Annotated in this window: 23 protein-coding genes, 2 rRNA genes and 2 other annotated features; all 25 genes read right to left on the bottom strand. The window is 50.2% G+C overall.

The annotated features are described in order from the left end of the window. Positions 1 to 247: 247 nt before the first annotated feature. A complete protein-coding gene (locus NSQ22_RS00620) occupies positions 248 to 850 on the bottom strand; it encodes a class I SAM-dependent methyltransferase (protein ID WP_081157332.1) in 603 nt (200 codons plus the stop codon). 105 nt (positions 851 to 955) lie between these two features. Then, complete coding sequence (rplL, locus tag NSQ22_RS00615; RefSeq protein WP_029761771.1) at positions 956 to 1,324, bottom strand: 50S ribosomal protein L7/L12; 369 nt, start codon at positions 1,322 to 1,324, stop codon at positions 956 to 958. 50 nt (positions 1,325 to 1,374) lie between these two features. Beyond that, positions 1,375 to 1,875 carry a 50S ribosomal protein L10 gene (rplJ, locus tag NSQ22_RS00610; RefSeq protein ID WP_008882031.1) on the bottom strand — a complete coding sequence of 167 codons (501 nt, stop codon included), beginning with the start codon at positions 1,873 to 1,875 and terminating at the stop codon, positions 1,375 to 1,377. A gap of 51 nt (positions 1,876 to 1,926) precedes the next feature. After that, positions 1,927 to 2,077 (bottom strand) — a sequence feature (ribosomal protein L10 leader region). A gap of 48 nt (positions 2,078 to 2,125) precedes the next feature. Beyond that, entirely contained in the window at positions 2,126 to 2,827 is a 702-nt protein-coding gene (gene rplA / locus NSQ22_RS00605; RefSeq protein ID WP_011886627.1) for a 50S ribosomal protein L1, read from the bottom strand. A 202-nt stretch (positions 2,828 to 3,029) separates the two neighbouring features. Beyond that, entirely contained in the window at positions 3,030 to 3,455 is a 426-nt protein-coding gene (gene rplK, locus NSQ22_RS00600; protein WP_008882034.1) for a 50S ribosomal protein L11, read from the bottom strand. Between the two features lie 240 nt (positions 3,456 to 3,695). After that, positions 3,696 to 4,229, bottom strand: coding sequence for a transcription termination/antitermination protein NusG (gene nusG, locus NSQ22_RS00595; protein ID WP_008882035.1), 534 nt, complete (start codon positions 4,227 to 4,229; stop codon positions 3,696 to 3,698). 107 nt (positions 4,230 to 4,336) lie between these two features. Then, positions 4,337 to 4,519 (bottom strand): preprotein translocase subunit SecE, encoded by a 183-nt coding sequence (secE, locus tag NSQ22_RS00590; protein WP_008882036.1) that lies wholly within the window; start codon positions 4,517 to 4,519, stop codon positions 4,337 to 4,339. A gap of 40 nt (positions 4,520 to 4,559) precedes the next feature. Beyond that, the gene (gene rpmG / locus NSQ22_RS00585; protein ID WP_011886625.1) at positions 4,560 to 4,709 is read right to left on the bottom strand and encodes a 50S ribosomal protein L33; all 150 of its coding nucleotides are present in this window, start codon (positions 4,707 to 4,709) and stop codon (positions 4,560 to 4,562) included. 106 nt (positions 4,710 to 4,815) lie between these two features. After that, on the bottom strand, positions 4,816 to 5,466 hold the full coding sequence (gene sigH / locus NSQ22_RS00580; RefSeq protein WP_008882037.1) for an RNA polymerase sporulation sigma factor SigH: 651 nt from the start codon (positions 5,464 to 5,466) through the stop codon (positions 4,816 to 4,818). 69 nt (positions 5,467 to 5,535) lie between these two features. After that, on the bottom strand, positions 5,536 to 6,048 hold the full coding sequence (locus tag NSQ22_RS00575; protein ID WP_008882038.1) for an NYN domain-containing protein: 513 nt from the start codon (positions 6,046 to 6,048) through the stop codon (positions 5,536 to 5,538). A gap of 3 nt (positions 6,049 to 6,051) precedes the next feature. Beyond that, a complete protein-coding gene (gene rlmB, locus NSQ22_RS00570) occupies positions 6,052 to 6,789 on the bottom strand; it encodes a 23S rRNA (guanosine(2251)-2'-O)-methyltransferase RlmB (RefSeq protein ID WP_035499806.1) in 738 nt (245 codons plus the stop codon). Beyond that, the gene (locus NSQ22_RS00565) at positions 6,789 to 7,211 is read right to left on the bottom strand and encodes a Mini-ribonuclease 3 (protein ID WP_008882040.1); all 423 of its coding nucleotides are present in this window, start codon (positions 7,209 to 7,211) and stop codon (positions 6,789 to 6,791) included. The genes rlmB and NSQ22_RS00565 overlap by 1 nt, the downstream gene beginning before the upstream one ends. A 3-nt stretch (positions 7,212 to 7,214) precedes the next feature. Next, positions 7,215 to 8,618, bottom strand: a complete 1,404-nt coding sequence (gene cysS / locus NSQ22_RS00560) for a cysteine--tRNA ligase (RefSeq protein WP_008882041.1) — start codon at positions 8,616 to 8,618, stop codon at positions 7,215 to 7,217. Then, positions 8,596 to 9,270, bottom strand: a complete 675-nt coding sequence (gene cysE / locus NSQ22_RS00555) for a serine O-acetyltransferase (RefSeq protein ID WP_008882042.1) — start codon at positions 9,268 to 9,270, stop codon at positions 8,596 to 8,598. The genes cysS and cysE overlap by 23 nt, the downstream gene beginning before the upstream one ends. Before the next feature lie 61 nt (positions 9,271 to 9,331). Next, positions 9,332 to 9,569 (bottom strand) — a binding site (T-box leader). Between the two features lie 76 nt (positions 9,570 to 9,645). Further along, positions 9,646 to 11,115, bottom strand: coding sequence for a glutamate--tRNA ligase (gltX, locus tag NSQ22_RS00550; RefSeq protein ID WP_029761775.1), 1,470 nt, complete (start codon positions 11,113 to 11,115; stop codon positions 9,646 to 9,648). A 210-nt stretch (positions 11,116 to 11,325) separates the two neighbouring features. Then, complete coding sequence (gene ispF, locus NSQ22_RS00545) at positions 11,326 to 11,808, bottom strand: 2-C-methyl-D-erythritol 2,4-cyclodiphosphate synthase (protein ID WP_029761776.1); 483 nt, start codon at positions 11,806 to 11,808, stop codon at positions 11,326 to 11,328. A gap of 14 nt (positions 11,809 to 11,822) precedes the next feature. After that, on the bottom strand, positions 11,823 to 12,509 hold the full coding sequence (gene ispD / locus NSQ22_RS00540) for a 2-C-methyl-D-erythritol 4-phosphate cytidylyltransferase (RefSeq protein ID WP_029761777.1): 687 nt from the start codon (positions 12,507 to 12,509) through the stop codon (positions 11,823 to 11,825). Between the two features lie 21 nt (positions 12,510 to 12,530). Further along, positions 12,531 to 13,625 (bottom strand): PIN/TRAM domain-containing protein, encoded by a 1,095-nt coding sequence (locus NSQ22_RS00535; RefSeq protein ID WP_008882047.1) that lies wholly within the window; start codon positions 13,623 to 13,625, stop codon positions 12,531 to 12,533. A 205-nt stretch (positions 13,626 to 13,830) separates the two neighbouring features. Beyond that, the gene (gene radA / locus NSQ22_RS00530) at positions 13,831 to 15,204 is read right to left on the bottom strand and encodes a DNA repair protein RadA (protein WP_029761778.1); all 1,374 of its coding nucleotides are present in this window, start codon (positions 15,202 to 15,204) and stop codon (positions 13,831 to 13,833) included. A 74-nt stretch (positions 15,205 to 15,278) separates the two neighbouring features. Then, on the bottom strand, positions 15,279 to 17,714 hold the full coding sequence (clpC, locus tag NSQ22_RS00525) for an ATP-dependent protease ATP-binding subunit ClpC (protein ID WP_029761780.1): 2,436 nt from the start codon (positions 17,712 to 17,714) through the stop codon (positions 15,279 to 15,281). Beyond that, positions 17,711 to 18,802 carry a protein arginine kinase gene (locus tag NSQ22_RS00520; RefSeq protein WP_011886620.1) on the bottom strand — a complete coding sequence of 364 codons (1,092 nt, stop codon included), beginning with the start codon at positions 18,800 to 18,802 and terminating at the stop codon, positions 17,711 to 17,713. Before NSQ22_RS00520 ends, clpC begins: the two co-directional genes overlap by 4 nt. 4 nt (positions 18,803 to 18,806) lie before the next feature. After that, positions 18,807 to 19,355, bottom strand: coding sequence for a UvrB/UvrC motif-containing protein (locus tag NSQ22_RS00515; protein ID WP_008882051.1), 549 nt, complete (start codon positions 19,353 to 19,355; stop codon positions 18,807 to 18,809). Between the two features lie 14 nt (positions 19,356 to 19,369). Next, on the bottom strand, positions 19,370 to 19,831 hold the full coding sequence (gene ctsR, locus NSQ22_RS00510; RefSeq protein WP_029761781.1) for a transcriptional regulator CtsR: 462 nt from the start codon (positions 19,829 to 19,831) through the stop codon (positions 19,370 to 19,372). Between the two features lie 285 nt (positions 19,832 to 20,116). Continuing rightward, positions 20,117 to 20,233, bottom strand: a 5S ribosomal RNA gene (rrf, locus tag NSQ22_RS00505). A gap of 99 nt (positions 20,234 to 20,332) precedes the next feature. Beyond that, positions 20,333 to 23,261 (bottom strand): 23S ribosomal RNA (locus NSQ22_RS00500). Positions 23,262 to 23,281 lie beyond the last annotated feature (20 nt).

Genomic DNA, 23,281 nt, shown 5'->3' with positions numbered 1-23,281 from the left:
GATGGAAACGGCTTGGCTGTGGCACCACCGTTTCGTTAAGGGGATTCAACATGCTCCCGGCGCGAGGAAACCAGATGTTAGATGGCGAAAAAAAGAAAATGGTTTCTATCCAGTAGAAAACCATATGTTTAGCTATTTATTGATTTTATCATTTTTTCCATTGCGTCCAAAATTATACGTCATCCCCTTTACACAGGAAATGTGCATATTTAGCATTCTATAATGTTACCACAATAAAAAAACGGTGTCAACATTTTTTCGTCTTTATGATATAATATCCTTTTTTCTTCGCAACAACCTCAACAGCCACAAACCATTCTTTCAGCTTTTGCAGTGCGGATGGGGCACCTTGCTTCTTTCGAATGACAACCCACAGCTCTCCATTATCAACTAGGTGCGCTCGGCTTTGCTCAAAGATCGCATGGACGACCCGCTTGCCAGCCCGAATCGGCGGATTGGTGATCACTGCCGCAAATCGCTGTTCCCCAACTTCTGAAAACAAGTCGCTTTTATAAATGATGGCATTATGGATACCGTTTGCTTGCTTGTTTTCTTCCGCTAGCTCTAACGCCCGTTCATTGACATCGATCATCTGGACGCGCCGATCGGGAAACGATTTGGCTAAAGCGAGGCCGATCGGGCCGTACCCGCAACCGACATCTAACAAATCACCGGCAACGTCCGGTTCTTGAAACGTTTCAATCAGTAAACGCGTACCGAAATCAACCTCGCGCTTTGAAAAGACCCCACTGTCGGTCGTAAAGCGGAATTCATGTCCGCGCAAAGTAAACGTCCACGTTTGGGGATTTCGCTCAGACGTCGGGTTAGCTGAGTAATAATGTTCGCTCACAATCATCCCTCCTCTGTTGATAAGCTGCATTAGCCCCCGATATATAGTGTAACAAAAAAGAGGCCGCCCCTTGCCTGGGTCAGCCCCTTTTTTATAGCGACACGATTACTTCACTTCAACTTTCGCGCCAACTTCTTCAAGTTTTGCTTTAATTTCTTCAGCTTCTTCTTTCGAAACAGCTTCTTTGAGCGGTTTCGGCGTGTTGTCAACTAAGTCTTTTGCTTCTTTCAAGCCGAGGCCAGTGATTTCACGAACAACTTTGATAACTTTAATTTTTTGCGCACCAGCATCAGCAAGGATAACATCGAATTCTGTTTTCTCAGCTGCTGCTTCACCGCCAGCTGCCGCACCGCCAGCAACAACAACCGGAGCTGCAGCCGTTACGCCGAATTCTTCTTCAATAGCTTTTACTAATTCATTTAATTCCAATACCGTCATATTTTTCACTGCTTCAATGATTTGTTCTTTCGTCATCATCGTTTCCTCCTTGTGTTAATATTCGTTATGCACATCGATATGCGCCATTACGCGCCTTGTTCCTCTTGTTTGTCGGCCACCGCTTTAACCGCAAGCGCAAAGTTGCGGATCGGGGCTTGAAGAACGCTAAGCAACATCGAGAGCAACCCTTCGCGGGATGGAAGTTTCGCCAAGGCGTCGATTTCTTCTTTGCTAGCGACGCTTCCTTCAATAACGCCACCTTTGATTTCCAACGCCTCATGCGTTTTCGCAAATTCGCTTAAAATTTTCGCCGGCGCTACAACATCTTCATTGCTGAACGCAATGGCGTTCGGGCCGGTAAACACCTCATCCAATCCTTCCAGGCCGATTTCCGCGAGCGCCCGGCGGGTCATCGTGTTTTTGTACACTTTGAACTCAATACCTGCTTCGCGCAACTGTTTGCGCAGCTCGGTCATTTCCGCCACGTTCAAGCCGCGGTAATCGACGATGACAGTCGCCTTGCTGGCACGGAATTTATCCGCGATCTCAGCGACCACTTGTTTTTTCAGTTCAATCGCGCTCGACACGTCCTGCACCTCCTGCAAAGAAAATAGCGGAATACCACTTATACCGTTCGGTAGTTCAATGAAAAACCCCCATGCCACGTAGACATGGAGGTATCGTTCAACGCGCCGCGATCGATGGCGCGCTGTCTATCGTCCACATACCTCGGTAGGAAATTAAGCCCGAAAAGGCACCTACTGTCTACGGTACAAATGATATTCGTTTGTTCAACCAAATGGCATTCTATCAGACTAAGCGACAAAAGTCAACCGTTTATTGTGCAACCGCTACGGTCGTCGGGTCAACTTTAATGCCAGGACCCATTGTCGACGTAATCGTTACGTTTTTGACATACGTCCCTTTAGCTGCTGCCGGTTTTGCTTTCAAAATCGCTTCGTAAATCGTTGCGAAGTTTTCAGCTAGTTTTTCGTTGTCAAACGAGACTTTGCCGATCGGCACATGAATGTTACCAGCTTTATCAACGCGGTATTCTACTTTACCGGCTTTGATTTCTTGCACGGCTTTCGTCACATCAAATGTAACCGTACCAGTTTTCGGGTTTGGCATTAACCCTTTCGGTCCTAAAATGCGGCCAAGTTTACCGACTTCACCCATCATGTCCGGCGTGGCCACAACAACATCGAAGTCAAACCAACCTTGTTGGATTTTGTTGATATATTCCGTATCGCCGACATAGTCAGCGCCAGCTGCTTCTGCTTCTTTCGCTTTTTCCCCTTTCGCGAACACTAACACGCGTGCCACTTTCCCTGTACCGTGCGGCAGAACGACAGCACCGCGAATTTGTTGATCCGCTTTTTTCGGGTCAACACCTAAACGAAACGCAACTTCAACCGTCGCGTCAAATTTAGCGACGTTCGTTTTTTTCACAAGCTCGATCGCTTCGGCAACCGGGTATGCTTTGAAGCGGTCAACGAGCTTCAACGCTTCTAAGTACTTTTTCCCTCTTTTCGGCATGTCAAAATCCTCCTTGATTGTGGTTTTAACGGAAAAAACCTCCCACGACGAAACAACCTTCGTCTCTTTCGAAGGTACACCATTCAGCGAAAAGCCGCCTGCTGAGGCGGTCTATCCTTAACCCAACAAATAGCAAACGCTTTTTTTGCCCATGGAGAGAGAGGTTGCGGAATACGCAACCTCCCCGGACAACACGCTGGCCTTAGTCTTCAATCACGATGCCCATGCTGCGAGCCGTACCTTCAACCATGCGCATGGCTGCTTCAATGCTCGCTGCATTCAAATCCGGCATTTTCAGCTCAGCGATCTCACGCACTTTGTCGCGTTTGATCGTCGCCACTTTATTGCGGTTCGGTTCGCCGGAGCCCGATTCAATGCCGGCCGCTTTTTTCAGCAATACAGCGGCTGGCGGCGTTTTGGTGATGAATGTAAATGAACGGTCTTCAAAAACCGTAATTTCAACCGGAATGATCAACCCTGCTTGGTCAGCGGTACGGGCATTAAACTCTTTACAAAACGCCATAATATTAACACCGGCTTGACCTAGCGCAGGACCTACTGGCGGCGCCGGATTCGCTTTTCCTGCAGGAATTTGCAGTTTGACGATCTTGATTACTTTTTTCGCCACGAGACACACCTCCTTAAGTCCGTGATGTGGTAATAGGGATTGCCCCTCCCACTCATTCGGCTCCAGTCTAACGAGCCGTCTCCATATCTCCCGTTTCCATCGAGAGGATCAGCGCATAAAGCACGTTTGCTCCCTTATACAGCGGGTATAAGTTCATCGCTGTATGCCTTGTCTAAGACCCAAGACATACTGACTTTAAAATATTATCACTTTTCAATAGTGATTGCAAGTTCTTTGCCATTAGATTTTTTCTATTTGTGAAAACTCCAGCTCCACCCGCGTTTCGCGTCCGAACATGTCGACAAGCAGTTTTACTTTCTGTTTATCAGGGTCAATCGCTTCAACTTTTCCAGTGAAATTCGCAAATGGCCCTTCTTTAATCCGGACGGTCTCGTTCACCTCGTAGTCGACATCCACCTCAGCGAGCGGCATGCCCATCCGTTTTAAAATCAGTTTTACTTCTTCTTCCATGAGCGGTGTCGGTTTCGAACCTGCTCCACTTGAACCGACAAACCCGGTAACGCCCGGTGTGTTGCGCACAACGTACCATGAATCGTCGGTCATGACCATTTCAACAAGCACATAACCAGGGAACACTTTCTTTTTCGTCGTTTTCCGCTTTCCATTCTTAATGTCCGTCTCCGTCTCCTCGGGGACGACAACACGGAAAATTTTATCTTGCATCCCCATTGATTCAACACGTTTTTCCAAGTTCGCTTTCACTTTATTTTCGTATCCTGAATATGTATGGACGACATACCAGTTTTTCTCCATCAGCGAGCCTCCCTAGGGCGGTTTTCATTTTTTATGCAAAACAAAAACCCGTTGCCGGGTTCCATACTCTTACGATTATCTTTCATTATAGCATATCATTCGCCCTCTTATTCAAACACAAGGCGAATTAACTGTGAAATTCCGAGATCGATAACGGCAAAAAAGACGGTGAAAAACGCCACCGTGGCCAACACAACCGCCGTATAGTTGACTAACTCCTTCCGGTTTGGCCAACTTACCTTTTTCAGTTCGCGTACGACCTCTTTAAAAAAGTTGGTTACTCGCTGCATCACTCGTACCTCCACGATTGCTCAAAACTGTCGCCACCGCTCATTTCGTTTCGCGATGGACGGTATGTTTGTTGCATACTGAGCAAAATTTGTTGGCCGTCAGGCGCTCACCGAGGCGGCCCATCTGTTTTGTCGTTGTATAATTTCGGCTTCCGCACTGCTCGCAAGCCAGGGTTACTTTTTGGCGCATAAACATTTCACCGTTTCCGCAGGATGTCCATAAAAATTTATCATACCCATGTTTCTGCTGTCAATGCTATCTTTTGGTCTTCCTTTGCCTCAGGATGGTACGCTGCTTATAAGCTAATCTCCCGATATTCCAAATATTTCTCGAGCTTCCGCTTCACACGTTGCAAAGCGTTGTCGATCGATTTGACATGGCGGTTCAACTCTTCCGAAATTTCTTGGTACGAGCGCCCATCTAAATATAAGGCAAGCACTTTCCGCTCTAGATCGCTTAGCAGCTCCGCCATCTTCAGCTCAATATCGTCGACTTCCTCGCGGTTGACAATCAATTCTTCCGGATCCGTCGCTTGTGTACCGGACAACACATCCATGAGCGTCCGGTCTGATTCGTCATCGTAAATGGGCTTGTCTAAAGAAACGTAAGAGTTGAGCGGGATATGTTTTTGGCGGGTCGCTGTTTTAATAGCGGTGATCATTTGCCTTGTGATACAAAGCTCTGCAAACGCTTTAAATGAGGAGAGCTTGTCCCCTTTAAAATCGCGGACTGCCTTATACAGCCCGATCATCCCTTCCTGCACAATATCTTCCCGATCGGCTCCGACTAAAAAATACGAGCGGGCTTTGGCGCGCACAAAGTTTTGGTATTTGTGAATTAAAAAATCAAGCGCTTCCCCATCCCCTTGATGAACGAGTGCGACAAGTTGTTCATCATCCAACTTTTGGTAGTCTCTGACATTGTCTACTCTGAAGCATTCCCCCACGCTGATCCCCCCGACCGCATCAATCGCTAATATTTATTATACAGTACAAATTTTTACAGCGTCAACCGCTCATTTTTGCCCTCTTCTCCATTTTTCAAAAATTTCGGCAACTCGATCATTGAGCGGCATTTTCGAGATGGGGGTGTGCTGCTTGATCTCCTTCAGTTTTTTGGAAATATCCCGCTCAACCGCCTCGATTTCGTACAGCAGTTCGCGTGCCGATTTGCGCAGGGCACCTTGGCTAAACACTGTCCATTGCTCAGTATAATCAGATGTCGCTACATATACCTTTGTGCGCGCGTTCATTAACGTTTTTGCCAACCGTTCAATCCGTTCATCGGCCGTCTCATTTTCCTTTGTAAAAATAACGTCAACATCGTAATTTTTATATTTTTTCTCATTCCCTGGCACGAGATGGGCGTCAAACACGATCATGACATGATCCCCAGTAAACCCTTTGTAATCAGCCATTTTATCAATCAGCAAATCCCTTGCTGCAGCTAGATCGCCCTCTTCTTTTAACTGGCGCAGCACCGGCCATGCCCCAATGATGTTATAGCCGTCAACAATCAAAATGTTCATCAGCTATTCCCCTAATGGATACCGCTTCCGGTACACCTCATACATAAGTAGGCTGGCGGCAACGGAAGCGTTGAGCGAGGTGACATGACCGCGCATCGGCAGCCGGAATAAAAAATCACACTTTTCGAGCACTAAACGGCTAATGCCTTTGCCCTCACTGCCAATCACAAGCGCCAACGGCATCGTACCGTCAAGTGAACGGTAATCATCTTTGGCAGCTGCGTCGGTTCCGGCCACCCAAACTCCCCGCTCCTTCAACTCGTCGATCGTCCGTGCCAAGTTCGTCACACGCGCAACCGGAATGTGCTCAATCGCTCCAGTTGACGCCTTTGCGACCGTTGGCGTCAGCCCGACTGAACGCCGCTTCGGGATGATGACACCATGAGCCCCGACCGCATCGGCTGTACGCATGATGGCCCCTAAATTATGTGGATCCTCAAGCTCGTCCAACACGAGGAAAAACGGCGCCTCGCCGCGTTCAGCGGCGCGGGCGAATAAGTCATCCACCTCATAGTAGCGGTACGCCGCCACTTGGGCGATAACTCCTTGGTGCGCCCCTTCAGCCATTTGGTCGAGCTTGCGCTTCGGGACATATTGGACGATCACCCCCCGCCGCTTCGCCCAGTCGAGGACGGGCTCGACGGCGTGACGATGTGCCCCTTCGGCGATCCAAATTTTATTGATGTCGCGCCCGGATTTGAGCGCTTCAATAACCGGATTTCTGCCGATAATGTACTCCATCATTCCAACGCCCTTTCTTCCCTTTCAATAATGGCAAATGAACGGCCGATCAGCTCATCGACTCGCTTCTCATCATTCCTTAAAAAATGGTACCCGATTAACGCTTCAAACGCTGTACTATGCCGATACGTCTGAACATCCGTGTTTTTCGGAGTCGTGCCAGATTTGGCATTGCGGCCGCGGCGGACGATGGCTTTCTCCTCATCGGTCAGCGCGTCTTCATCAAGCAAAGCTAAAATGACTTTCGCCTGCGCCCGCGCCGACACATAGCGGATCGCCCGCCGATGCAGCTCATGCGGCCGAACGTTACCAGTCGCAAGCAAATGGCGGCGCACATACACCTCGTAAACGGCGTCGCCAATATAGGCGAGCGCCAAGCCATTTAATTGTTTCACATCATGGATGATTTCAAACTGTGCCATCGTTTACGATCCCCGTTTCCATCTCGTCCCTTGCGGCGTATCTTCCAAAATGATATTTTTTGCTTTCAACTCGTCGCGGATGCGGTCGGCTAAGGCAAAGTCACGATTTTTCCGCGCTTCATTGCGCTGGCGGATCAGCGCCTCAATTTCTTCGTCAAGCAACTCCTCTTGTTTCAAAGTAAGGCCGAGTACATCCATCAGCTGCTCAAATTCGCGCAAAAACGCGTGAATGACATTCTCGGATGTCGTTTTCTCCTGCAAATACAAGTTCGCTTGTTTGGCGAGCTCGAACAAGACCGCAATGCCGTTTGCTGTGTTGAAATCATCGTCCATTTCACGAATGAACGAGGCGCGGATATCCGCGAGGCGCGAAAGCCACTCGCCGTCGTTATCGGTTAAGTTCGTGCTCGCCCCAAGCCGGTGCTGCAAATTACCGTATGCTGTCCTCAAGCGTTCGAGACCACGCCGAGCGCTCTCAAGCAGCTCCTCGCTATAGTTGATCGGGTGGCGATAGTGCACCGACAGCATAAAGAAACGCAACACTTGTGGGTCAATCTGCCGGATGATATCGTGAACAAGTACAAAGTTGCCAAGCGACTTGGACATTTTTTCATTGTTAATATTTAAATACCCATTGTGCAGCCAATATTTCGCAAACGGTTTGCCGGTCAGTGCTTCCGATTGGGCAATTTCGTTTTCATGGTGTGGAAACGTTAAGTCTTGGCCGCCAGCATGAATGTCGATCGTATCTCCTAAATATTTGCGCGCCATCGCTGAACATTCGATATGCCAACCGGGCCGCCCTTTCCCCCATGGGCTGTCCCAAGAAATCTCTCCTTCTTTCGCTGCTTTCCAAAGAGCAAAATCGAGTGGATCATCTTTCTTTTCCCCAACTTCGATGCGCGCCCCCGCTTGTAGCTCATCGATCGACTGATGCGACAATTTGCCGTAGCCATCAAACTTGCGCGTCCGATAGTATACGTCACCATCGACTTCGTACGCATAGCCTTTGTCAATGAGCGCTTGAATGAATTCGATAATCGTTTCGATATTTTCCGTCACGCGCGGATGGATATCTGCTTTTTTGCAGCCGAGCGCCTCAATGTCCTCAAAATACGCCTCAATAAACCGCTCGGCGATCGCCGGCACGCTCTCACCAAGCTCGCGGGCCGCCCTGATTAGCTTGTCGTCGACATCAGTAAAGTTGGATACATACGTCACATCATAACCGCGGAACTCTAAATAACGGCGGATCGTATCAAAGACGATAGCGGCGCGAGCATTGCCGATATGAATATAATTATAGACCGTCGGGCCACATACATACATTTTCACTTTGTTCGGTTCGAGCGGCTCAAACGTTTCCTTTTTTCGCGTCAACGTATTATAAAGTCGGATACTGCTCATATTCGCTCTTCCTTTCATGTTGTTTCAATGCCTCAAGCTCGCTTTGCAGCCGGGCGATTTCAGCCTCAAGCTCCCGGAATCGGTCCGCGATCGGGTCCGGCAAATCGGTATGATTTAAATCTTTTTTCACTTTTACCCCGTCGCGCACCACAACACGGCCAGGGATGCCGACAACCGTTGAGTTGGGCGGCACATCTTTTAACACAACCGACCCAGCGCCAATTTTGGAATTTTCCCCAATTGTAATCGAACCGAGCACTTTCGCCCCGGCAGCGATCAAACAGTTGTCTTTAATCGTCGGATGGCGTTTCCCTTTTTCTTTCCCCGTCCCGCCTAATGTAACCCCTTGATAGACGGTGACGTTGTCGCCAATTTCGCACGTCTCACCAATCACCACTCCCATGCCATGATCGATGAAAAAGCGGCGGCCGATTTTTGCGCCTGGATGTATTTCAATGCCAGTGAAAAAGCGGCTAATTTGCGAAATCAAACGGGCAAGAAAGAAAAATTTCCGTTTGTAAAGCGCATGGGCGATCCGGTGTGCCCAGATGGCATGCAAGCCGGAATACGTTAAAATGACTTCCAAATAGCTTCTTGCTGCCGGATCTTGATCGAAAATCACTTCGATGTCTTCTTTTAATGTTTTAAACATAGCATCCTCCCTCCATTCTATTGTCAATATAGATGAATAAAAAGCGTCTCTGTGCCGAAGACACAGAGACGCTTTTGGCGCGGTTCCACTCTGTTTAGCGAAACGGATGCGCTGTTTCGCTCACTTTGAGTCTGATAACGGAGATACTCCGCTCCCCTCTACTGCAGAACGTCTCTGTTCCGGTTCGAAAGGAGACTCCGAGGCGCATTTCAGACAACACCGGGCATAAACCGCTCCCAGCCAAGGCGGTTCTCTCTGGAATGCCGATGTCTCCTACTTCTCCTCGTCAACGCTTTGTCATGATGTGTACTTGTTCAGCCAAAAACTTTTTATTATTATACCACAGCTACAAAACAAACGTGCATAAAAGACTGATTAAAATTTTTCATGCAGTGCCCGTTCGAGCCGTTCAATCACCTTTTGTTTGCCAAGCAGTTGGATGGCAAACGGCAGTTCCGGTCCGTGTGTTTGCCCAGTCACTGCGGCGCGAATCGGCATAAACAGCTTCTTGCCTTTTTGCCCTGTCGATTTTTGCACTGCTTTGATCGCTGCTTTAATCTCATCCGCCGTAAACGGCTCAAGCTCACGCACATTCGCCAAAAAGGCGGAGAGCACATCCGGTACTTGTTCTTCGGCGAGCACTTGGCGGGCTTCGTCTTCGTATTCGACTTCTTCTTTAAAGAACAGCTCGGACAGCGAAACGATCTCCGCACCGTAGCTCATTTGCTCTTGGTACAAGGCAATCAAATCGCGTGCCCATTGCCGCTGCTCATCACTCATATCTGCCGGCAGGCGTCCGGCTTTCACTAAATGCGGCAACGCCAGCTCGACAAGCCTGTCGAGATCCAGCTTTTTGATATATTGGTTGTTCATCCATGTCAGCTTTTTCGTATCAAACATCGACGGCGATTTCGACAGCCGGGCGACATCAAAAATGCGGATGAGCTCGTCCTTCGTAAAAATTTCTTCTTCTCCTTCCGGCGACCAGCCAAGAAGGGCGAAAAAGTTGAACATCGCCTCCGGCAAATAGCCGAGCTCTTTATATTGCGACACGAACTGGATAATCGATTCATCGCGCTTGGATAGCTTTTTCCGCTGCTCGTTGACAATCAATGTCATATGGGCGAATTGCGGTGGCTCCCAACCGAAATATTCGTACACCATTAGCTGTTTCGGCGTGTTGGATAAATGCTCCTCACCGCGGAACACATGGCTGATTTCCATCAAATGGTCATCAATGACAACGGCAAAGTTGTACGTCGGAATACCGTTCGCCTTCACAATGACCCAATCGCCGATGTCTTTCGATTCAAACGTCACTTTACCGCGCACTAAATCATCTACTTCATACGTTTTCCCTTCCGGCACTTTCAAGCGGATCGTATACGGTTTTCCTTGTGCTTCAAGCTCGGCAACTTGCTCCGGCGTTAAATGGCGGCATTTGCCGCTGTATTGCGGAGCAGCAATACCTGCCGCCCGTTGCTCCTCACGTTCCCGCTCGAGCTCTTCCGGTGTACAAAAACATTTATACGCATGCCCTTGTTCAAGCAGCTCGTTCACATACTTCCGATAGATATCGAGCCGTTCCGTCTGACGATACGGCCCATATCCGCCGTCCTTATCAATCGATTCGTCATAATCGATGCCAAGCCATTTTAAGTTTTCAAGCTGCGACTCTTCGCCGCCTTCAACGTTCCGTTCAATATCCGTATCTTCGATGCGGACGATCATTTTTCCGCCGTAATGGCGGGCAAACAAATAGTTAAACAGCGCTGTCCGTGCCCCACCGATATGCAAATGGCCAGTCGGGCTCGGCGCATAGCGCACGCGCACGTTTTTTGCCATCGTCCAAACCTCCAATTCCATCAAAGCTTGTGCTATTATTGTACCGTTTATCGTGGCAAAGTTCAAAACGGAAGGCTCACCTTAACGGCACCATGCCGCTGACACCGGACTCTTCCGCACAACACGTAAACGTCCCCCAGCAAAAAAACGGAGAACGAAATGCTTCCCGTTGTACCGCTGCTTCTCAAGCGATCATAACAAAGCCAAACATTATGCCTCGCTCTTTTGCAGCAACACAACCACTTGAGCAGCAATGCCTTCTTCGCGCCCAGTGAACCCAAGCTTTTCTGTCGTTGTCGCCTTCACATTGACTTGCGAACGTTCGACTTCGAGCAACCGGGCGATCACCGTCTTCATCTCCTCAATGTACGGCGCCATCTTCGGCTTTTGTGCGATAATGGTGCAGTCTGCGTTCACTAACACATACCCTTCTTGCCGGACGAGCGACCATACGTGAGCAAGCAACTCGGCTGAATCAGCGTCTTTATAGCGCGGATCCGTATCCGGAAAATGCCGGCCAATATCGCCAGCGCCAATCGCTCCAAGGCATGCATCCGCTACCGCGTGAAGCAGCACATCGGCATCGGAATGGCCAAGCAGCCCTTTCTCATACGGAATATGTACGCCCCCAATGATGAGCGGACGCCCTTCAACGAATTGATGGACGTCAAACCCTTGTCCAATGCGAAACATCTCTTCACCCCCATCTACTCTGCGATGCGGCTTGCTAAAATCGCCTCAGCAAATAAAAGGTCCTCCGGAGTTGTCAGCTTAATATTGCGGTAGTCCCCTTCTAAGATTTTCACCGGCCTGCCGAGCCGCTCAACAAGGCTGGCATCATCTGTGCCGAGGTAACCGGCTTTTTTCGCCTCTTCATGCGCTTCCATGATCAAAGACAGACGAAAAGCTTGTGGCGTTTGCACCGCCCACAAGCTGGAACGATCAATCGTCTGTTCGACAAACAAACCGTCCACTTTTTTGATCGTGTCTTTTACCCTCACTGCTGGAATAGCCGCCCCATATTGAACAGCGGCATCCGCCAGCTCATGCAAATGCCCGATACGCACAAACGGGCGGGCACCGTCGTGAATGAGGACAATCTCCCCACTCCTCAGCGCCTGCAGCCCGTTATAAACACTATGCTGCCGCTCCTGTCCACCATCGGCGAATGCCACTACTTTTCGAATGCGGTAGCGCTCGAAAAGTTGTTCGAACTGGCCTCGCTCAGTTGGATTGACGACAAGCACAATGCCGTTGCATCGCTCATCACCATCGAACACTTTCAGCGTTCGGACAATGAGCGGCTCGCCGCCAAGTTCAATAAATTGCTTGTTCATGCCGGCGTTCATCCGTTTTCCTTGTCCGGCCGCTAATACGATCGCTTCGTAATTCATTAGACGTTTCCCCTGTTCTTTTTACAGCGCCTTTTGCAGCAGTTTTAGTTTGGCAAAAATCATTCTCCCCGCAGATGTTTGTAACACGCTCGTGACCAAGACGTCAACCCGTTTGCCGATATATTCTTTGCCATCTTCGACGACGATCATCGTCCCATCGTCCAAATAGGCGACACCCTGGTTATGCTCTTTCCCGTCTTTGATGACGTGCACATTCAGCTCTTCACCCGGCAGCACGACCGGTTTAACAGCGTTTGCTAAGTCGTTAATATTGAGGACGCGCACATTTTGCAGTTCACACACTTTGTTTAAATTAAAATCGTTCGTAACGACAACTCCTTGAAGCTGTTTCGCCAGTTTAACGAGCTTGCTATCGACTTCCTGCACATCACTGAAATCCGCTTCGTGAATTTCCACCTTCATCGCCATCTCTTTTTGGATGCGGTTTAAAATATCTAAGCCACGGCGACCGCGGTTTCGCTTCAGTACGTCGGAAGAATCAGCGATATGCTGGAGCTCCTCTAGCACAAAGCGGGGAATGACAAGCGGTCCTTCAAGAAATCCGGTTTGGCAGATGTCCGCAATCCGCCCATCAATGATGACGCTTGTGTCTAAAATTTTCACTGCTCCGCCTTTAGACGCTTCGTTTTCGACTTCTCCACCTTTTTTCTTCGTCATTCGATTGGAAAGAGAAAATAAGTTCATCAGCTCATTCCGTTTCTTTAAACCAACGCGAAATCCTAAATAGCCAAGCAGCACAGTTAAAAAAATCGGTAACACTGTATTCAACACTTGAATGTGAAACGACTGCAACGGCATAACGACTAAAAATGCGATAATAAGACCAAAAATCAGCCCAAGGCTGCCAAATAACACATCAGCGACCGGCGCCTTGACCAACGTTTCCTCAGCCCAACGGATCATATCGACGACATAATCGACAAGCCAAAACGTCAGCAAAAAGAAAACCACTGCGCCTAACACCGCCAGCGTGTATGAATTATTGACAAGCGACACGCCGCTTACATTCAACAGCTCAAGCAAATCGGGCAAAAACATGGCTCCCAACGTTCCGCCCACCGCAAGAAAAAATAGTTGTACAATACGTTTGACCATCGGCTCATCTTCACCTCCCTATCTAACATTATAAACAATTTCCAATGTTTGAAACCAATTGGAAAGCAATTTTTAACCATTTTTGAACATTTGACATCTACTTGTAATCATAAGCGGTGGGTGTCGGTATAGCGCCCGATTCACTTCGGTTCTCACTATATGTTTTACGTCTGCAAGACAAAAAGGTTCGATCCTTTCACATCGTTTATAACATCGTATGCTCAAGCGCCTCGGCCACATGCGAAACACCGATCACATTGACGCCTGCAGGCGGCTGCCAACCAGTCAAATTGTTTTTTGGTACAATGACCCGTGAAAAGCCTAATTTGACGGCTTCTTGCACGCGCTGTTCAATGCGGGAAACGCGGCGCACTTCCCCGGTCAAGCCGACTTCGCCGATAATGACATCGGCTGGATTTGTCGGCCGGTCGCGGAAGCTCGAGGCAATGCTGACGGCGACCGCCAAATCGATTGCCGGTTCATCAAGCTTTACTCCACCTGCCACTTTCAAGTAAGCATCCTGGTTTTGCAACAGGAGCCCGACCCGCTTTTCGAGCACAGCCATTAACAGCGATACGCGATTATGATCAAGGCCGGTCGCCATCCGTCGCGGGTTGCCGAAACTCGTTGGCGAAACGAGCGCCTGAATTTCAACAAGCACCGGACGCGTCCCCTCCATTGCCGCGACAACTGTCGAGCCGGCCGCCCCGCGCGACCGTTCTTCCAAAAACACTTCCGACGGATTTTCTACTTCGCGCAGCCCGATGTCACGCATTTCAAAAATACCGATTTCATTCGTTGAACCGAAGCGGTTTTTCACCGCCCGCAAAATGCGGTACGTATGATGCCGCTCCCCTTCAAAATAAAGAACGGTATCAACCATATGCTCAAGCAGGCGCGGCCCGGCGATCGCCCCTTCTTTGGTCACATGGCCAACAATGAAAATGGCAATGCCTTTCGTCTTGGCGATTTTCATTAGCTCAGCGGTGCACTCGCGCACTTGGGCAACACTGCCCGGCGCCGATGTAATATCCGTTCGGTACATCGTCTGAATGGAATCGACAATCACACAAGCAGGCTGAATCGTTTCAATTGCTGTTACAATGTATTCCAAATCCGCCTCTGCTAACACATACAGTTGATGAGACTCAGCGTGAAGACGCCCAGCGCGCAGCTTCACTTGCTTCACCGACTCTTCACCGGATATATACAATACCGTATGTCCGGCCGCAGCGAGCTGTGCCGATGTCTGCAGCAATAACGTCGATTTGCCAATACCCGGATCACCGCCGATTAAGACGAGCGATCCTTTGACGATTCCTCCGCCAAGCACCCGATTGAGCTCCACACTTTTCGTTTCAATGCGTGGCTCTTGTGCTGCCGTAACAGCCGTAATCGGAATTGGTTTGGCTGGCCCCGATGGTTCCGAATGAAGAAACGCCCCGCGCACAGCCGGTTTTGTCCGCTCGATTTCTTCAACGAACGAGTTCCACGTTTGGCAGCCCGGGCAACGACCGAGCCATTTCGCTGATTCATACCCGCATTCTTGGCAAACAAATTTTGTTTTCTTTTTCGCCATCCGTCTAACCCTTTCTGCAACATGTTCCATATAAAATAAGGTATGGGCAGCAAGCTGCCGCATACCTTTTTCCTTTACACGACCGCCTGTTTCGACAACACGACAAATTCTCCATCTTTCACATCGACAGCAACTTTTTGACCTTTGGCGATCGTGCCTTTTAATAATTCTTCGGACAAACGGTCTTCAATATGTTTTTGCAAGGCGCGGCGCAGCGGACGGGCACCGTATTCCAGATCAAACCCTTCGGCAGCAATTTTCTCAATCGCTGCTTCAGTCAGTTCAAGATCGATATCTTGTTCCTTCAGCCGCTTCACAAGCGTATCAGCCATCAAGCGGACAATTTGTTTCAGATGGTCTTTTTCAAGTGAATGGAAGACGATGATTTCGTCGATCCGGTTCAAAAACTCCGGACGGAACGCTTTTTTCAGTTCATCCATCACTTTGCTTTTCATGTCCTTATATTGTTGGTTCCCATCTTGAATATTAAAGCCGACGTACTTGTTCCGTTTCAGCGCATCAGCACCAACATTGGACGTCATAATGATAATCGTATTGCGGAAGTCGACTGTCCGCCCTTTCGAGTCAGTCAACCGCCCGTCTTCTAATACTTGCAGCAAAATGTTAAATACGTCTGGGTGCGCTTTTTCCATTTCATCCAACAGAACGACCGAGTACGGCTTGCGACGCACTTTTTCTGTCAGCTGGCCGCCTTCTTCGTAGCCGACATACCCTGGCGGCGAACCGATGAGCCGCGATGTCGAGTGTTTTTCCATATACTCGGACATATCGATGCGGATCAGGGCGTCTTCATCGCCAAACATGGCTTCTGCCAATGCACGGGCCAATTCTGTTTTCCCGACACCTGTCGGACCGAGGAAAATAAACGAACCGATCGGGCGTTTCGGGTCTTTCAAACCGGCCCGGGCACGGCGCACGGCTTTTGCAACCGCTTTGACCGCCTCGTCTTGGCCGACAACGCGCGCATGCAAAATTTCTTCAAGCTTGAGCAACCGCTCCGTTTCCGTCTCAGCGAGTTTCGATACCGGAATGCCGGTCCAACTTGAGACAACTGCAGCAATATCTTCAACTGTCACCTCAGAATTTTCTTGACCTTGCTTTTCTTTCCATGCCCGTTTTGTTTCCTCGAGCTCTTCGCGCAACCGTTGTTCCATATCACGCAACGAGGCTGCTTTTTCAAACTCTTGGCTTTGTACGGCCGCGTCTTTTTCTTTCCGCACTTCCTCGAGCTTTTGCTCCAGCTCTTTCAGTTTCGGCGGCGCCGTGAACGAGCGGAGGCGCACTTTTGAGCAAGCTTCATCAATTAAGTCGATCGCTTTATCCGGCAGAAAACGGTCGGTAATGTAACGGTCCGACAGTTTGACCGCCTGCACGATCGCCTCATCGGAAATCGAGACGCGATGGTGCGCTTCATAACGGTCGCGCAGCCCTTTTAAAATTTGGATCGATTCTTCCACAGTTGGCTCATCGACATGAATCGGCTGGAAACGGCGCTCAAGCGCGGCATCTTTCTCGATATATTTCCGATACTCATCAAGCGTCGTCGCTCCAATGCATTGCAGTTCGCCACGTGCCAACGCTGGTTTTAAAATGTTCGATGCATCGATCGCTCCTTCGGCTCCGCCAGCGCCGATTAGCGTATGGAGCTCATCGATGAACAAAATGATGTTGCCTGCTTGGCGAATCTCATCCATCACTTTTTTCAACCGATCCTCAAACTCGCCACGGTATTTCGTCCCGGCCACAACTGTACCCATATCGAGCGTCATGACCCGCTTGTCGCGCAACGTTTCCGGCACCTCGTTATTGACAATTTGTTGAGCCAATCCTTCGGCGATCGCTGTTTTCCCGACACCCGGTTCACCGATCAGCACCGGGTTGTTTTTCGTCCGTCGGCTCAACACTTCAATAACGCGCTGGATTTCTTTGCTCCGGCCAATGACCGGATCAAGCCGCCCTTCACGGGCGATCGCCGTTAAATCACGGGCGAGGCTGTCAAGCGTCGGCGTGTTTACATGCGAGGCACCTCCACCACCATGGCCCGATACTGATTCATTGCTGCCGAGCAGCTGCAATACTTGTTGGCGCGCCTTGTTCAAGCTCACCCCTAAGTTGTTTAACACGCGGGCGGCCACTCCTTCGCCCTCGCGGATCAATCCAAGCAAAATATGTTCCGTGCCGACGTACGAATGACCGAGCTTCCGCGCTTCATCCATTGACAGCTCGATCACTTTCTTCGCCCGCGGTGTGTAGTGAATCGTATGTGATACCTCGTTCCCGCGGCCAATGAGCGATTCCACTTCTTTCTGAATTTTATCTGGACCAAGGCCAAGCGCCATAAGCGCTTTAGCGGCGATTCCTTCTCCTTCGCGGATCAACCCGAGCAAAATGTGCTCTGTGCCAATATTGTTATGGCCAAGGCGAATGGCTTCTTCCTGTGCCAACGCCAATACCTTTTGCGCCCGTTCCGTAAATCTGCCGAACATCATCGTTCATCACCCTCCATCTTTCTTCGTTCTTCCATCTTTAAGCGTTCCCGAATTAATGCCGCCCGGCGGACATCCCGTTCCTCGGGGCGGAGTGCCCCACCAGCATATTGCTGTAAAAAACCTGGCTGCGTCAAAATCATTAGCTCATTTAAGATGTTGCGCGAGACGTTTTTGATATATCCTAAATCGATCCCTAAACGCACATCTGACAAACATTGCGCCGCTTCTTTCGACTCGATGACGCGGCAGTTAGCCAATATGCCGTATGAGCGGAACACCTTGTCTTCTAATTGTATGCCCAAAGTTTTCACTAATGCCTGACGGGCCGCTCTTTCTTGGGCAATCAGCTGTTGGACGATCGTATGCAAATCAGCGATAATGTCCTCCTCCGACTTTCCAAGCGTGAGCTGGTTAGAAATCTGGAAAATATTACCCAACGCCTCGCTTCCTTCCCCGTATGTCCCACGGACGACAAGCCCGAGCTGATTGATGGCAGGGATAATGCGGTTGATCTGTTGAGTCAATACGAGCGCCGGAAGATGCATCATCACAGACGCCCGAAGTCCTGTCCCAACATTTGTAGGGCAACTTGTTAAGTAACCAAGCCGCTCATCGAAAGCATAGTTGACATGTCCTTCAATCCAGTCGTCCAATTCGCTCGCCGCCTCAAGCGCCTCAGCAAGCTGCAGCCCTGGAAATAAGCATTGGATGCGGATATGATCCTCTTCATTGATCATAATGCTAATTTCCTCATTTTCTGAGAGCAGACAGGCACCAAATGGAGAGTCTTCCGCCAAATGTGGGCTAATTAAGTGCTTTTCTACTAATACCCGTTTTTCAATCGGTTGAAGCTCCGACATTTTCAACAGCTCAAAACGGCCTGCCCCCCCGTATGAACGGTAGGCAAACGTCCGCTCAAACAGAGCAACGATTTGCATTGCCTCCTCGCTGCTAAACAGCGTTGGAAAGCGGAAATCAACAATATTGCGAGCTAACCGGATGCGACTGCTCAAAACAATGTCCGAATCGGGTCCTTCTTGGCTCATCCAAGCGCTGACCGCCGTATTGAAAAACTTCTCAAACGACATACCGCTACATATCCCCCTCTCCGCGTTGGCGAAGTTCATCCTCTAAAGAGCGGATTTGGTCGCGCACTTCGGCTGCCCGTTCAAATTCCTCACGGGCGACTAGCTCTTGGAGCTTTTGCTTCAGCACAGCAAGTTGCTTGCGTAAATGGAGAACGCCGCCTTTCCGCTTCGGAATTTTCCCTGAATGGGCGTTATTTCCGCTATGAAGCCGTTTCAAAATCGGCGGCAAGTAGCGGGCAAACGTCCGGTAACAGTCAGCGCAGCCGAATCGTCCGATTTGCGTGAACTGATGATACGTCATTTTGCATGTCTCACATTGAAGCAAATCGGGATTTGGAAACGCATTGGCCGTCATCTCTTTCATTGGAGCTTGAAAATTGAGCAGTCCTGCTAACAAGTTATTGAGCGAAAAGTCATCATTACCGTAGAGCATAAACATGTGGCCATGCTCTTTGGAGCATTGTTCACAAAGATGGAATTCCGTTTTTTCACCGTTGACAATTTTCGTAAAGTGCATCGTTGCTGGTCGCTGCTTGCATTCTTGGCAAATCAACGCTTCCCCCTCCCCTACTTATACTTCAGCGACGTCAACATCGCCTTTAACATGCGCGCCCGCAATTCATCACGCTCAGGCAAGCCAATGTATAAGACAGAGCGATCCATCACGCTTAACATTATTTTCGCTTCCCGCTCCGAAATTACCTTTTCTTCAACAAGACGTTTTACTACATCTTCAGCATTCGATTGGCTAATGCGATGGCCAACGAGCTCAAGCAGTTGGTCAATAAGATGAGCCTCACTTTTCGTCTTCACTTTCATAATGCGGATATACCCGCCGCCACCGCGCTTACTCTCGACGATATACCCTCTCTCAAGAGTAAACCTCGTATTAATGACATAGTTAATTTGCGATGGGACACATTGAAATTTATTCGCAATCTCGCTCCGTTTAATTTCAACGATATCTTGGTCGCTCATATTGAGTACTTGCTTTAAATATTGCTCAATAATGTCGGAAATGTTTGGCACTCTACCTCCCACCTTCCTCACAATCAACCTGCTTAGCGATGAAACCAGCTGCCATCTTGTACTAGAAGACCTATAGGGAGAAACCGGCATCATCGCCTTCTTGTTGACTTTGACTATATTTGACCTTGTTTTTACTATATAATGTATTACGAAAAATTGCAAGAGTTACCGGAGAAGTCAAACTAACTATAGAATATCCGTTTTTTTGGCTGACGAAACATCAGGCAGCTGATAAACGAAAAAGCACGCCTTTTTTCCTAATGAAAAAGACGTGCTTTTTGTTTGGCCTAGCAGCGACCTACTCTTGCAGGGGCGCTGGCCCCAACTACCATCGGCGCTGGAGAGCTTAACTTCCGTGTTCGGGATGGGAACGGGTGTTTCCTCTCCGCTATCACCACTAGGCAATATGAAGTTGTGGGATCATTCCCTCAAAACTAGATAACCGTTTAGTGGGAAGAAGCCTCCGCTTTTCGTACTGTCTAGCTCCGGCCGCCACTTTTCTAGGTTAAGCCCTCGATCGATTAGTATCCGTCAGCTCCACGTGTCGCCACGCTTCCACCTCGGACCTATCGACCTCGTCATCTTCGAGGGATCTTACTCGCCTAACGCGATGGGAAATCTCATCTTGAGGGGGGCTTCACGCTTAGATGCTTTCAGCGCTTATCCCTTCCGCACATAGCTACCCAGCGGTGCCCCTGGCGGGACAACTGGTACACCAGCGGTGCGTCCATCCCGGTCCTCTCGTACTAAGGACAGCTCCTCTCAAATTTCCTACGCCCACGACGGATAGGGACCGAACTGTCTCACGACGTTCTGAACCCAGCTCGCGTACCGCTTTAATGGGCGAACAGCCCAACCCTTGGGACCGACTACAGCCCCAGGATGCGATGAGCCGACATCGAGGTGCCAAACCTCCCCGTCGATGTGGACTCTTGGGGGAGATCAGCCTGTTATCCCCGGGGTAGCTTTTATCCGTTGAGCGATGGCCCTTCCATGCGGAACCACCGGATCACTAAGCCCGACTTTCGTCCCTGCTCGACCTGTCCGTCTCGCAGTCAAGCTCCCTTGTGCCTTTGCACTCTCCGAATGATTTCCAACCATTCTGAGGGAACCTTTGGGCGCCTCCGTTACCTTTTGGGAGGCGACCGCCCCAGTCAAACTGCCCACCTGACACTGTCTCCCACCCCGATAAGGGGTGCGGGTTAGAATTTCAATACCGCCAGGGTGGTATCCCACCGACGCCTCCACCGAAGCTGGCGCTCCGGCTTCCCTGGCTCCCACCTATCCTGTACAAGCGATACCAAAATTCCATATCAGGCTGCAGTAAAGCTCCACGGGGTCTTTCCGTCCTGTCGCGGGTAACCTGCATCTTCACAGGTAGTATAATTTCACCGGGTCTCTCGTTGAGACAGTGCCCAAGTCGTTACACCTTTCGTGCGGGTCGGAACTTACCCGACAAGGAATTTCGCTACCTTAGGACCGTTATAGTTACGGCCGCCGTTTACTGGGGCTTCGGTTCGCACCTTCGCTTGCGCTAAGCGCTCCCCTTAACCTTCCAGCACCGGGCAGGTGTCAGCCCCTATACTTCGCCTTTCGGCTTCGCAGAGACCTGTGTTTTTGATAAACAGTCGCTTGGGCCTTTTCACTGCGGCTCTTCGGGGCTCATCACCCCAAAGAGCACCCCTTCTCCCGAAGTTACGGGGTCATTTTGCCGAGTTCCTTAACGAGAGTTCTCCCGCGCGCCTTAGGATTCTCTCCTCGCCTACCTGTGTCGGTTTGCGGTACGGGCACCTCTTCCCTCGCTAGAGGCTTTTCTTGGCAGTGTGGAATCAGGGACTTCCGGATCAAATCCGTCGCCATCACAGCTCAGCCTTTACGGCCAGCGGATTTGCCTACTGGCCAGCCTTACTGCTTGGACAGGCTCTTCCAGCCGCCTGCTCACCCTATCCTCCTGCGTCCCCCCATCGCTCAAACGGGAAGGAGGTGGTACAGGAATCTCAACCTGTTGTCCATCACCTACGCCTTTCGGCCTCGGCTTAGGTCCCGACTAACCCTGAGCGGACGAACCTTCCTCAGGAACCCTTAGGCTTTCGGCGCAGAGGATTCTCACCTCTGTTTTCGCTACTCATACCGGCATTCTCACTTCTAAGCGCTCCACCAGTCCTTCCGGTCTGGCTTCGATGCCCTTAGAACGCTCCCCTACCGATGACCAACGGTCATCCCGCAGCTTCGGCGGCACGTTTAGCCCCGGTACATTTTCGGCGCAGAGTCACTCGACCAGTGAGCTATTACGCACTCTTTAAATGGTGGCTGCTTCTAAGCCAACATCCTGGTTGTCTTCGCAACTCCACATCCTTTTCCACTGAACGTGCACTTGGGGGCCTTAGCTGGCGATCTGGGCTGTTTCCCTCTTGACCACGGATCTTATCACTCGTAGTCTGACTCCCAAGGATAAGTCATTGGCATTCGGAGTTTGACTGGGTTCGGTAACCCGATGAGGGCCCCTAGCCCAATCAGTGCTCTACCTCCAAGACTCTCACCTTGAGGCTAGCCCTAAAGCTATTTCGGGGAGAACCAGCTATCTCCAAGTTCGATTGGCATTTCACCCCTACCCACACCTCATCCCCGCACTTTTCAACGTACGTGGGTTCGGGCCTCCAGCCGGTGTTACCCGGCCTTCACCCTGGACATGGGTAGATCACCTGGTTTCGGGTCGACGACGACGTACTCAAACGCCCTATTCAGACTCGCTTTCGCTGCGGCTCCGCCTCTTCGGCTTAACCTCGCACGCCATCGTCACTCGCCGGTTCATTCTACAAAAGGCACGCCATCACCCATGAACGGGCTCTGACTACTTGTAGGCACACGGTTTCAGGTTCTCTTTCACTCCCCTTCCGGGGTGCTTTTCACCTTTCCCTCACGGTACTGGTTCACTATCGGTCACTAGGGAGTATTTAGCCTTGGGAGATGGTCCTCCCTGCTTCCGACGGGATTTCCCGTGTCCCGCCGTACTCAGGAGCCGCTCGGGAGGGAACGAAGTTTCGACTACAGGGCTGTCACCTTCTCTGGCCGGCCGTTCCAGACCGGTTCGTCTACCCCGTTCCTTTCTCACTCCCATCTGAGCGGTCCTACAACCCCAAGAGGCACGCCTCTTGGTTTGGGCTGTTCCCGTTTCGCTCGCCGCTACTCAGGGAATCGCATTTGCTTTCTTCTCCTCCGGGTACTAAGATGTTTCAGTTCCCCGGGTGTGCCCTCCATGCCCTATGGATTCAGGCATGGATCCTGCCCCATTACGGGCAGGGGGTTTCCCCATTCGGACATCTCCGGATCAACGCTTGCTTACAGCTCCCCGAAGCGTTTCGGCGTTTGCCCCGTCCTTCATCGGCTCCTAGTGCCAAGGCATCCACCGTGCGCCCTTTCTAGCTTAACCTACAGCGCGTTTCGGCTTCT

Source organism: Geobacillus sp. FSL K6-3411 (genome assembly GCF_037965715.1).
GTDB lineage: Bacteria > Bacillota > Bacilli > Bacillales > Anoxybacillaceae > Geobacillus > Geobacillus thermodenitrificans.
Note: the sequence above shows the minus strand (reverse complement) of the source record. Positions and strands in the feature narration are given on the sequence as shown.